The organism is Cytobacillus firmus (genome assembly GCF_023657595.1).
Classification (GTDB): domain Bacteria; phylum Bacillota; class Bacilli; order Bacillales; family Cytobacillaceae; genus Cytobacillus; species Cytobacillus firmus_B.
On sequence record NZ_CP098323.1, the window covers coordinates 274,412 to 286,510 of the forward strand.

A 12,099-nucleotide genomic window follows, 5' to 3' on the forward strand; every position below is an offset into this window, starting at 1 on the left:
CGTATGAATAAATCCTTAACTTTCCGTTTGATGAATGAAGAGGATATTGATGATGTTTTGGAGATCGAACACAAATCTTTTGCAACCCCCTGGAGCAGGGAGGCCTTTTTTAACGAATTAACACATAACCAGTTTGCTTTGTATGTTGTTTTAGAAGAAGAAAATAAAGTAATAGGATACTGTGGAGCATGGATAGTCGCAGATGAGGCTCATATCACAAATGTTGCGCTGCTCCCTGAATACCGCGGGAGAAAACTTGGAGAAGCTTTGATGCGGCAGCTAATGGAACTTGCGTCTGAAATGGGAGCCATCACAATGACTCTGGAAGTAAGAGTATCCAACTTCACAGCTCAGTCCTTATACCGAAAGCTTGGTTTTCAAAACGGAGCCATCAGGAAGAACTACTACACTGATAATCAAGAAGATGCTTTAGTAATGTGGGTGAATTTATAATGAAAAAAGATCAATGGATCATGGGGATTGAAACCAGCTGTGACGAAACGGCTGTAGCCATCATTAAGAATGGGCGCGAAATTGCAGCCAATATCGTTGCATCCCAAATTGAAAGCCATAAACGTTTTGGCGGAGTAGTTCCCGAAATAGCTTCCCGTCATCATGTTGAACAGATAACAATCGTACTGGAAGAAGCATTATATAAGGCAGGCATCACATATTCTGATCTTTCAGCAATTGCTGTGACCGAAGGACCTGGCCTTGTAGGTGCGCTTCTGATTGGGGTTAATGCCGCAAAAGCAGTAGCGTTTGCTCACGGCATCCCGCTGGTAGGCGTGCATCATATTGCTGGCCATATTTATGCAAACAGACTGGTGGAGGAAATGGAATTCCCGTTACTTTCCCTGGTAGTCTCTGGCGGACATACCGAACTGGTCTATATGAAGGAACATGGACATTTCGAAGTAATTGGCGAGACAAGGGATGACGCTGCAGGAGAGGCATATGATAAAGTTGCCCGGACCTTAAATCTGCCATATCCGGGAGGTCCTCACATTGACAAACTCGCACATGGAGGAAACCCAACTATTCAGCTCCCAAGAGCCTGGCTGGAAGAAGGTTCATACGATTTTAGCTTCAGCGGCTTAAAATCAGCAGTTATCAACACTGTCCACAACGCTGAACAGCGTGGCGAAAAGATAGTACCGGAGGATTTGGCGGCAAGCTTCCAGGATAGTGTTATTGACGTTCTGGTAACGAAAACAGAAAGAGCAGTTGAAGAGTATCAGGTGAAGCAGCTGCTGCTCGCAGGCGGGGTTGCGGCGAATAAAGGACTTCGGGCTTCTTTGGAAAAGAAGTTTGGAAATAGAGCCGATATAAAGCTCATTATTCCACCCTTATCTTTATGCACAGATAATGCAGCAATGATAGCAGCTGCAGGAAGTGTTCTGTTTGAAAAAGGACAATTCGCCGGCCTAGATTTAAATGCTAATCCCGGTTTGGATATTACTATCCACAATGATAAATAATTAGGTAAAAGTCCCCGACAGCATAGGGGACTTTTTCTGTGGATAAAATCATTAATTTCAGAAATTTATGTTGATAATGTGGATAAAATCAGCTTGAATTGTGGGTAATGTGGAAAAGTCTGTGGAGAGTACGTATAACTGCGTTTTTCTTGTGATTATCTCTGTGGATAATAAAAAAGACTGGCAGTGACTATTCTACCAGTCTAAAAGTTATGAATATTATTTTAATCCTCTTCAGCTAAAAGCGTCCATTCTTCCATCAATTCTTCCAGCTTTGCTTTTGCTCCATCCGTTTCATTCGTAATTTCCATCACCTTTTCATGGTTCTGATAAACATTCGGATCACAGAGAAGCTGATCATTAGCATCTATTACTGTTTCTAAGGCTTCTATTTGTTCTTCAATTTCTTCCATTCTTCTTTTTCGCTGGCGTTCGAGCTTTTTAGCTTCTTTATCCAGCTGATAATTATTTTTGTCCTGCTTAACAGGCAGCGATGCGGTGGTGTCAACTTGCTCATTAAGTGCAAGCAATTCCTCCTGCTCCTGCTTTTTTTCTACATAATAATCATAATCGCCAAGATATTCAGTTGCCCCGCTTCCAGAAAGTTCAACTACTTTTGTTGTAATTCTGTTGATAAAATAGCGGTCATGAGAGACGAAGAGAATGGTACCGGGATAATCGATCAATGCATTTTCAAGAATTTCCTTGCTGTCCAGGTCCAAGTGGTTTGTAGGCTCGTCCAGGATTAAGAAATTGGATTTCTGCATCATAAGCTTTGCAAGTGCGAGCCGGGCCTTTTCACCGCCACTCAGTGTTGAAACGGTTTTAAGAACATCATCACCGGAGAAGAGAAAGTTCCCAAGTATGGTCCTGATTTCTTTTTCCGGTTTCAGCGGGTATTCATCCCATAATTCGTTCAGGACTCTTTTGTTGCTTGTGAGCTCTGCCTGTTCCTGGTCATAGTAGCCAATTGTCACATTGGAACCGTACTGAATCTCCCCTGAAAACGAAGGGGTTTTTTTGATGATGGTTTTAAGCAATGTGGACTTGCCGATTCCATTTGGTCCTACTAGTGCAATGCTGTCGCCTCTTGCCAGCCGCATTGAAATATTCTCGCTGACTTTCTCTTCATAGCCTATAGCTAAAGAATGGATATTTAAAACCTCATTGCCCGACTGACGGTCGATGTCAAACCCAAAGGAAGCTGATTTCTCGTCTCCAAGCGGCCTGTCCATCACGTCCATTCTGGCCAGCTGCTTTCTGCGGCTTTGTGCCCTTTTGGTTGTGGAGGCACGGGCGAGGTTTCGCTGAATGAAGTCCTGCAGCTTAGCGATTTCTTCCTGCTGTTTCTCGAATTGCTTCATTTCTTTTTCAAAATTAGCGGCTTTTTGATCCAAATAGGAACTGTAGTTTCCTGGATACTTTCTTATTTGGTGGCGGGAAATCTCGTAAACCTGGGAAACGACCTTATCAAGGAAATACCGGTCATGTGATACGATTAGAATAGCACCGCTGTATCCCTGCAGGTATTGTTCAAGCCACGATAATGTTTCAATATCAAGGTGGTTGGTAGGCTCATCCAGAATTAAAATATCAGGCTTTGTGAGCAGAAGTTTACCAAGGGCCAACCTTGTTCGCTGTCCGCCGCTCAATGACGAAATTTTAGTATCATAGCCCAATGAGCTGAAATTGAGTCCATGGAGAATGGAACGGATATCTGCTTCATATTGATAGCCGCCATTTTCTTTGAAATCAACCTGAAGTTTGTCGTAATCTTTCAATACGCGTTCATAGGCATCAGAATTACTGAGGATATCGGGATCTGCCATTTGTTCTTCAAGGCTGCGGAGCTGTTTTTCCTGCTTCTGCAAATGACTGAAAACAGTCAGCATTTCACCCCAAATGGATAATTCCGATTCCAGGCCGGTATTTTGTGCAAGGTAGCCAATGGTTACTTCCTTTGGCTTTATAATCTCACCGGAATCACAAGCCATGTGTCCGGCAATTATTTTTAGAAGGGTGGATTTTCCTGCACCATTGCGCCCTACAAGGGCAATCCGGTCCCTGGTTTGTACTTCAAGCTTTATATTCGTTAAAATGGGATCAGCGCCAAAACTTTTTGCCAGCTGATTGACTTGTAATAGTATCATGTTCTTTCACCTCGGGTATAGAGTAAGTGTAACTCATTCATATATGTTCGGCAATAAAGGAGACAGGACTATAAGCTCACCTGAAGGGCATTGAATCATAAAAAAAGGTAAATAAATATGTGAAGAACCTTACAAAGCACATACAAAGTAACGGAAAAATAGTGTATGATTTTGAAGAGAGGTGTTTTTAAATGGCGGATTTTACTCATTTTAATCAAGAGGGCAGGGCAAAAATGGTAGATGTCAGCGATAAGCCTGAGACGGCAAGGACGGCCATCGCTCAGTCAAGTATTACGGTGAATCAGGAGATATACGAGAAGATCACATCCAACTCCATGAAAAAAGGGGATGTACTTGCTGTTGCACAAACGGCAGGCATTATGGCGAGCAAGAAAACATGGGACATTATTCCGATGTGCCATCCGCTGCCGCTTAAAGGTGTGGACATTTCATTTTCATGGAAAGCAGAAGAGGAAGAGTACGACCTCATCATTACGGCTTCTGTTAAAACAAAAGGAAATACGGGTGTGGAAATGGAAGCGTTAACAGCTGCTTCTGTCTGTGCGCTGACCGTTTATGATATGTGCAAGGCTGTAGATAAAGGAATGGTAATTGGGCCAACCTTTTTAATAGAGAAAACAGGCGGCAAAAACGGAGATTTTAAACGAAATTAATTCATCATAAGAAATGGGGATGGACGAATGGCCAATGAACCAATTAAGATACCGCAGGCAACAGCTAAACGGCTGCCTTTATATTACCGCTTCCTAAAAAACCTTCATTCCTCCGGCAAACAAAGAGTCTCATCAGCAGAATTGAGTGAGGCGGTTAAAGTGGATTCTGCAACGATTCGCCGTGACTTTTCGTACTTCGGTGCGTTAGGGAAAAAAGGCTATGGATATAATGTGAATTACCTGCTGGGCTTCTTTCGGAAGACTCTTGACCAGGACGAGCTTACCAAAGTCGCTTTGGTCGGGGTAGGAAATTTAGGAACGGCTTTTCTTAACTATAATTTTCTTAAAAATAATAATACGAAAATAGAAGTGGCATTTGATGTGGATAAGAGCAAGGTTGGCACGAAAATCGGCGAAGTGGCGGTCCATCATATGGATGACCTTGAAGAAGTGATTGTTAAAAATAATATTCAGGTGGCGATTCTAACGGTGCCTGCACCGCCTGCCCAGACAATTACCGATCGGATGGTGAATGCGAAAATAAAAGGAATCCTTAACTTTACACCTGCGAGGCTTACTGTGCCGTCCTCGATTCGGATTCACCATATCGATCTGGCAGTGGAATTGCAGTCATTGGTTTATTTTCTGAAAAATTATCCTGAAGAAGTGTAAAAAAAAATGAGCCTTTTGCGGGCTCATTTTTTCATTTTAAAATGCTGGCCAACCATCCGGAGACCGGTGGCAAAATCAAATGTGGCAATTAAGATTAGAAAATACGTAAAGAATCCCCAGGTTTCTTCCCGCTGGGTATTCTGGATGGCTATAAAGGTGAAAAGACATCCGAGAAGGATGTAAATAAAGCCTGAAAACAAAGGTGTGCTTCTCATGATAATCCCCCAGTACGTTTAAAACTCCGAAACATTTCTCCAGCTAGAAAAAGCTGATAAAGCTCTGCATGTTTTCCATTTCCTTTAACCACTTTTGTATATTATCCTGATTCAGCTGAACAACCGCAACGAAGGTGTTCATCGCTACATGGGCAAAAATCGGCACGATGATCCGCTTCGTCTTGACATATAAAAAGGCAAAGGTGAATCCCATTGCTGAGTATAACAGTACATGTTCAGGCTCAAAATGGGCCAGAGCAAAAATGATCGAGCTGATCAGGGCTGAAAGGAAGAAGTTGAAGCGCTTGTGAAGAGAGCCAAAAATAATCTTTCTAAAGACGATTTCCTCAAGGATTGGCCCGATGACCGAACTGATTAAAATGACGATTGGCGATGCTTCAATAATCCTGATAATCTGCTGTGTATTTTCAGATCCCATTTCAATGCCAATCAGGTTTTCAATACTTGCAGCAGTAGCTTGAGCAATCAGGGCCAAGAATATGCCTCCAATAGCCCAGCCCACAGAGCCTGCAACAGAAGAGGCATCCCTATCCAGTCCCCGTTTCATTTCTTTCCTTAGTAATAGAAGCGTAATGATCAGCGTGATTGTGAAACTGATTACGAGCCAGTAGGCCACTGCAAGAATCTGCATATTCTCCGGATTCTGTCCCAGGGCATCGGCGGCTAATAAAACGAGCGGAACGCCAAATAAGCTTGAAAGCTGCATGGCAATATAGGCGATTAATATAATCCAGTATTCCTTCTTCAAAATGGTTTACTCCTTAATCTGAGTGTTGGAAACAAGTCCTAAAGACATTGTACTCTTTATATGGAGCGGGTTTCAAATATCAGCACCAAGGAGAGACCTGTTTTGGTTAAAACATGTGTTTCTGCAGCATACTTAAGAGGTTGTCCGTGTCGAAAAATAGCGTGCAGGCGCGAATGAATTTTTTTATAAAAAATTTAAGCTTCACCCTTGCAAATAGAAAAGAGATTCATTAATATAATAATTGTGTTAGCACTCATACAGAGAGAGTGCTAATAAATAAAAATATTTACATATTATTTGAGGAGGTTGTTTCACTTGTTAAAGCCACTAGGTGATCGAATCATTATCGAGCTTGTTGAAACTGAAGAAAAAACTGCAAGCGGCATCGTACTGCCGGACACTGCTAAAGAGAAGCCTCAAGAAGGCAAAGTTGTAGCTGTGGGAACTGGCCGCGTTCTTGAAAATGGTGAGCGTGTTGCCCTTGAAGTTGCTGACGGCGACCGTATCATCTTCTCAAAATACGCTGGTACTGAAGTAAAGTACGAAGGCAAAGAATATTTAATTTTACGTGAAAATGACATTCTTGCTGTAATTGGCTAATCGCCGTTCCAGACAGATTATTAAAAGATAAAGTTAAAATTTTTGAGGAGGTTTTTATCAATGGCTAAAGAGATTAAATTTAGTGAAGAAGCCCGCCGCGCGATGCTTCGCGGTGTAGATTCCCTTGCAAATGCGGTAAAAGTAACTCTTGGACCTAAAGGACGCAACGTGGTTCTTGAGAAGAAATTCGGTTCTCCATTAATCACTAATGATGGTGTGACAATTGCGAAGGAAATCGAACTTGAAGATGCTTTCGAAAACATGGGTGCGAAGCTTGTTGCTGAAGTAGCAAGCAAAACAAATGATGTTGCCGGTGACGGTACAACAACTGCAACTGTTCTTGCTCAGGCAATGATCCGTGAAGGCCTTAAGAACGTAACTGCAGGTGCTAACCCAATGGGCATCCGCAAAGGAATTGAAAAAGCGGTTTCTACTGCTGTTGAAGAGTTAAAAGCTATTTCAAAACCTATCGAAAACAAAGAGTCTATCGCACAAGTTGCTGCGATTTCTGCTGCTGACAATGAAGTTGGCCAGCTGATCGCTGAAGCAATGGAGCGCGTTGGCAACGACGGTGTTATCACAATCGAAGAATCTAAAGGATTCACAACTGAGCTTGATGTGGTAGAAGGTATGCAATTCGACCGCGGATATGCTTCTCCATACATGGTTACAGATTCTGATAAGATGGAAGCGGTTCTTGAAAACCCTTATATCTTAATCACTGATAAGAAGATCACAAGCATCCAGGAAATCCTTCCTGTACTTGAGCAGGTTGTACAGCAAGGCAAGCCATTATTGCTTGTAGCTGAAGATGTTGAAGGTGAAGCACTTGCTACACTAGTAGTTAATAAGCTTCGCGGAACATTCAATGCAGTAGCGGTTAAAGCTCCTGGCTTCGGTGACCGCCGTAAAGCAATGCTTGAAGATATCGCGATCCTGACTGGCGGTGAAGTAATCACTGAAGAGCTAGGCCGTGACCTTAAATCTGCTACAATCGATTCTTTAGGACGCGCTTCTAAAGTGGTTGTTTCAAAAGAAAACACGACAATCGTTGAAGGTGCTGGAGACAGCGCGCAAATCGGCGGCCGTGTGAACCAGATCCGCACTCAAATGGAAGAAACTACTTCTGAATTTGACCGCGAAAAATTACAAGAGCGCCTTGCTAAGCTAGCTGGCGGTGTGGCAGTGGTTAAAGTTGGTGCTGCTACTGAAACTGAATTGAAAGAGCGCAAGCTTCGCATCGAAGACGCCCTTAACTCTACACGTGCAGCTGTAGAAGAAGGAATTGTTTCCGGTGGTGGTGTTGCCCTTCTAAACGTATACAACAAAGTGGCTTCTATCCAGGCTGAAGGCGATGAAGCAACAGGCATCAACATCGTACTTCGTGCAATGGAAGAGCCTGTACGCACAATTGCTCACAATGCTGGCCTTGAAGGTTCAGTTATTGTTGACCGCTTAAAGCGCGAAGCAGTTGGAACAGGCTTCAACGCTGCTACTGGCGAGTGGGTAAACATGATCGAGGCTGGTATCGTTGACCCAACTAAAGTAACTCGTTCAGCTCTTCAAAACGCTGGATCTGTTGCGGCTATGTTCTTAACAACTGAAGCAGTTGTTGCTGACAAGCCGGAAGAAAATGCTGGCCCTGCAATGCCTGACATGGGCGGCATGGGTGGAATGGGCGGCATGATGTAATCAACATCATAAAGCCTTAATATATAGGGGTTTTTAAGTGGAATAAGGATAAATGCTCATACTTTTGCTCATAGTAAGCAAAAAATGCTCACTTTTTTCACAAAAACCATCTTATCAGAGAAGGTCTTTCATCAGTTTACTGAACTGGTGGGAGGCCTTTTCTTCCATATTGGCTATCATATGAGCAAATTGAAATTAAGTTTAAAGGCGAAGGAGACCCGTTAGAGGACTTAATAATAGCTAACAGCATCGTAACATGGAAACCTTAAATACCAAAACAAGACCCATTTTAGCTCTCCATGAACATTATACTTCAAGATGAGTTATTGTAGGGAATCTGCAAGTGACTCTACTGTGTATAATTACAAGTTGGATGTCATATAAGCCAAATAATTCAAATAATCTCTAAAAAACCACTCTTTACATTGTAAGGAGTGATTTTTTATATAACCTATTATATTTTAGCTAAGGCATACCTAACATCAATTAAGGCAGTTGGTCCAACCAGATTATGATCAAAGACTGCTTCTTATTTAGTAATCACTTCCATTTAGCAGTTGCATAAAATAAAATGGTGAATAATGGGGGACTATTATGAACTATAACTAAGATAATCATTAATTTATTTTAAATATTTTTAATTTTATGAAATAATTTAAATGGGCATAATTATATAATTAAGAAGTGTTATAAATTGAGGATCCAGATGGTATAATAAAAATAGATCTGCACTGGATCCTAAGGAGTGATGGTGGTGAACCGGAGATTAAATAAAACCGATTTCGAAACGTTAAATATTTCAAATATCCCTAGTAATAAAGGTAAGTTATTACGTTTATTAGAGACTTTCGGTGAATCAGAATTTACCTGGAGTGAAATATCAAAATTAAATTTAAATATAAAACTTGATATTAGTAATAGTACATTTAGAAAAATGATAAATCATAGTACAATGATTGGTATACTTAATTATAACAATAGAAAGTATTTTCTCTCTGATGTATCGCATTCGTTACTAATTCAAAAGTTTGATGTAGATGAGTACTTTTTACAACTTTTGAAAATAAACAAACAATTATTTAATAACGTAAAAATAATTTTATTATTACTGAGATTATTTAGTGGGACTTTAAGAGTTAAAACGATTTATACTATATTCTCATATATTGGAAAAGATAGACTGGATAAGAGTGCTGAAGCATCTGTGGGGAGGAATATAAGAGCTATTTTTTCAATAATGATTATGATGGGGTTAATTTCAAGGGATACAAATGCAATTCATTTAAAAAATAAACCAAAACTAATTAATGAATTTGATCTTTTAAATATACAATCAATTGAAAATAAGTTTAATGAGAATATAATTAATGTAAACCGTTTAACACATTATCTAGGGGAATTTTTTGATACAGAAATTGTATCTAAATTACTATCATGTATTTCAACCTATGAAACAAGTAATTATATTTGGTCAAAAAGCAGTCTATTTAAAAATAGTGGAGAAATTAAAAACATAGTTGGCGATTATATTATGACCGTGATAATTAAAAGGAGAATGTAAAATGAGTTCAGAAATATTTGATTACCTAAAGAAAGCGTTAGATAGAACAGTTCCAATATCTGATCCAGAATATATTATTGGAGAAGAAGATTCTTTTACAGAATTTAATAGTTGGGTTGAAAATAGTATTACTGGAACATCAGGATTTCTTGGTGGAGTTATATTAGGACAAATAGGTAATGGTAAGACTCATTTCCTAAGGTATATAAGACGTCATTTTCTCTCCAAAATGATTGGTATTTATGTGCCGAATATGTTTATTGGAGGTCCACTAGTTAATTCTTTAAATGCTATATATGAATCTTTATTTACTGGACCTGGAAATTATCCTCTTAGGAAGTTCTATGAAGAATGGCAAAAATATAAAGAACAAAATGAAAGAGAAATACAGGATAAATATTACAGAAATGAGATTTTTAGATATCTATTAAGATGTGATAATGAAGACGAAGCAAATCTTGTATTAGATTATTTTTCTAATGTCGAATTATTTCCAGATCAACTTAAATTTCTTAGAAATAAATTTGGTGCAAAAAAGAATTTTATAACCAATGAAAATGATTTTGCGAAATTTTGTGGAGATGCACTAGAATTTCTACAAGTTGTTACCGGAAAAAGTTTACTCTTATTAATTGACGAAGTTGATAAGGTATATTCAGCTGAAACAAAATCCGTATTGAATACAAGTGTTGGATTAAAAGTATTATCAGCATATAGAGTTCTGTTTGACCATCTAAATTCTAGAAATTTAAATGGTTTAATTTGTGTGGGTGCTACCCCTGAAGCGTGGGATGTATTGTCCAATCAAAAGGCATTTGAAAGACGCTTTGTTGGTCGTAACGCATATTTAAAAGTACCAAAAACAAAACAAGATTGCTTTGATTTCATAATTAAAAGACTTCAAGAGATTAATTATCGACCAAATAGTAATGATCAAGAAATAATTAAAAATTTAATTGATAGTTTAGATGAAACTAGTTTGCGAACTTGGGCAGATGTAATAAGTAACCTTAGAAATGGTAAGAACTCTTCAGAAGATCTGGTAAAAGAGGATGATCCTGAGGAAATAATTCTTGAAATACTCTCAAACTCTTTATATCCACTTACTTGGAGTGAGATTTTGGAACGAAGTGATAAACTTAGAGGAATTTATCCTAAATCCCCGCCAGTATCCAAGTTAAATCAACTTAAAAAGGATAATAAAATTAGAATACTTTCAACCAAGCCTAGAACATACGAGTTAGTAAGCGAGGATTATTCTTATGACGAGTAATTTACAAACTGAAAATAAGGAACAAGCGCAGGATCGATATGATTCCTCAAAGATTCTTTCCAATTTAAATTCGGTTATGGAAGGAAAAACCCTAGAGGAATCAGTTGGGACTAAATATTACCGTGACGTTCGAGAATGTCTTGATATTCTAGATATTGAGTATAAGGTTACCGCTGTAGGAACCTTAGGAAGGGCTTTAGAATTATGTACAAAGGAATATTTTGAAACCCTAATAAAAACAAAATCGTCTTTTGAACTAAACACTGGTAATAAAAGTATTAAGAAAATTAGAGAGATATTTTGCGGGAAGAATAGTAAGCAAGATGATCGACTAAAGCTATTAAATCAACAACCGATTAAAAAAGATACACTTACATATAAGTTAAAGAGGCCACTTTTAAATAAAAGATACTACAATCTTTTAGATTCAATTAGAGATGCGAGAAATAAGGCATTTCATGGTTGTTCAAATGAAGAATATGAACAATTATATAAGGAATCCGACTGGTTAATAGAAGGTGGACTAAGAATACTAATTGATTTAATAAAAGAAATTGATACGAATAACAGTTGACTATATTGTAACAAAGCAATTTGACAAAAAATAAATTTCGTTTTTTCTATTATACGTATCTAGAAGGACCTAACTTAGGTTTTATAGGATAAAATTATAAATAAAAACCATAAATTTAACTTTTTAATTGAATTTATTTATGAGTTGTTATAGGTGAATAAATCTATTTGACTACAAAACATATTTATTAATTTTTTATCCTGTTCCTTTTAGTTTGATAAAAAGTTGGCTAGACGTAGTTTCAAAAATTTTTTTTCATGTTTCATCATATTATTAGCCTTAATAAAAGAACGTAAAATATATAGTCTTAAAGGTGAACACTGAGCACCCTAGTTCTTAAAACATTAATTTTATATGTTTAAGGCTCTCAACCATTTTGTTGAGAGCCTTTCTTGTACCGAGTTCTGTTAAATGCTATTGTTAATTTTGTTGTTCAAC

At 38.5% G+C, this 12,099-nt stretch carries 12 protein-coding genes; 9 read left to right on the forward strand and 3 right to left on the reverse strand.

Annotation, left to right across the window (positions count from 1 at the left end; all coding sequences use genetic code 11):
- The first annotated feature begins 3 nt into the window (after positions 1–3).
- Positions 4–453, forward strand: a complete 450-nt coding sequence (gene rimI, locus NAF01_RS01525; protein ID WP_048010898.1) for a ribosomal protein S18-alanine N-acetyltransferase — start codon at positions 4–6, stop codon at positions 451–453.
- Positions 453–1,481, forward strand: coding sequence for a tRNA (adenosine(37)-N6)-threonylcarbamoyltransferase complex transferase subunit TsaD (tsaD, locus tag NAF01_RS01530; RefSeq protein WP_163141679.1), 1,029 nt, complete (start codon positions 453–455; stop codon positions 1,479–1,481). The genes rimI and tsaD overlap by 1 nt, the downstream gene beginning before the upstream one ends.
- A gap of 224 nt (positions 1,482–1,705) precedes the next feature.
- On the opposite strand, the gene NAF01_RS01535 is transcribed toward tsaD, so the two are convergent.
- The gene (locus NAF01_RS01535; protein ID WP_250801586.1) at positions 1,706–3,631 is read right to left on the reverse strand and encodes an ABC transporter ATP-binding protein; all 1,926 of its coding nucleotides are present in this window, start codon (positions 3,629–3,631) and stop codon (positions 1,706–1,708) included.
- A 191-nt stretch (positions 3,632–3,822) separates the two neighbouring features.
- Between NAF01_RS01535 and moaC the strand changes: the two genes are divergently transcribed.
- Together moaC and NAF01_RS01545 are read left to right on the forward strand one after the other, a co-directional pair.
- On the forward strand, positions 3,823–4,305 hold the full coding sequence (gene moaC, locus NAF01_RS01540) for a cyclic pyranopterin monophosphate synthase MoaC (RefSeq protein ID WP_163141685.1): 483 nt from the start codon (positions 3,823–3,825) through the stop codon (positions 4,303–4,305).
- A 27-nt stretch (positions 4,306–4,332) separates the two neighbouring features.
- Positions 4,333–4,977 (forward strand): redox-sensing transcriptional repressor Rex, encoded by a 645-nt coding sequence (locus tag NAF01_RS01545; protein ID WP_048010894.1) that lies wholly within the window; start codon positions 4,333–4,335, stop codon positions 4,975–4,977.
- A 23-nt stretch (positions 4,978–5,000) separates the two neighbouring features.
- Here the strand turns inward: NAF01_RS01545 and NAF01_RS01550 are convergent, their stop codons facing one another.
- Positions 5,001–5,192, reverse strand: a complete 192-nt coding sequence (locus tag NAF01_RS01550) for a YdiK family protein (protein ID WP_048010893.1) — start codon at positions 5,190–5,192, stop codon at positions 5,001–5,003.
- Positions 5,193–5,235: 43 nt separating this feature from the next.
- Positions 5,236–5,961, reverse strand: a complete 726-nt coding sequence (locus NAF01_RS01555; protein ID WP_250801587.1) for a CPBP family intramembrane glutamic endopeptidase — start codon at positions 5,959–5,961, stop codon at positions 5,236–5,238.
- 315 nt (positions 5,962–6,276) lie between these two features.
- Here NAF01_RS01555 and groES point away from each other — a divergent pair, with 315 nt between their 5' ends.
- The 5 genes from groES to NAF01_RS01580 all read left to right on the forward strand — a co-directional run bounded on the left by groES (position 6,277) and on the right by NAF01_RS01580 (position 11,661).
- Positions 6,277–6,561: a co-chaperone GroES gene (gene groES, locus NAF01_RS01560; protein WP_009336289.1), complete on the forward strand. Its 285-nt coding sequence runs from the start codon at positions 6,277–6,279 to the stop codon at positions 6,559–6,561.
- 60 nt (positions 6,562–6,621) lie between these two features.
- Positions 6,622–8,253 (forward strand): chaperonin GroEL, encoded by a 1,632-nt coding sequence (gene groL, locus NAF01_RS01565; protein ID WP_048010891.1) that lies wholly within the window; start codon positions 6,622–6,624, stop codon positions 8,251–8,253.
- Positions 8,254–9,007: 754 nt separating this feature from the next.
- On the forward strand, positions 9,008–9,814 hold the full coding sequence (locus tag NAF01_RS01570) for a hypothetical protein (RefSeq protein ID WP_250801588.1): 807 nt from the start codon (positions 9,008–9,010) through the stop codon (positions 9,812–9,814).
- 1 nt (position 9,815) lies between these two features.
- On the forward strand, positions 9,816–11,087 hold the full coding sequence (locus tag NAF01_RS01575; protein ID WP_250801589.1) for a hypothetical protein: 1,272 nt from the start codon (positions 9,816–9,818) through the stop codon (positions 11,085–11,087).
- On the forward strand, positions 11,077–11,661 hold the full coding sequence (locus tag NAF01_RS01580) for a hypothetical protein (protein WP_250801590.1): 585 nt from the start codon (positions 11,077–11,079) through the stop codon (positions 11,659–11,661). Before NAF01_RS01575 ends, NAF01_RS01580 begins: the two co-directional genes overlap by 11 nt.
- Positions 11,662–12,099: the final 438 nt, after the last annotated feature.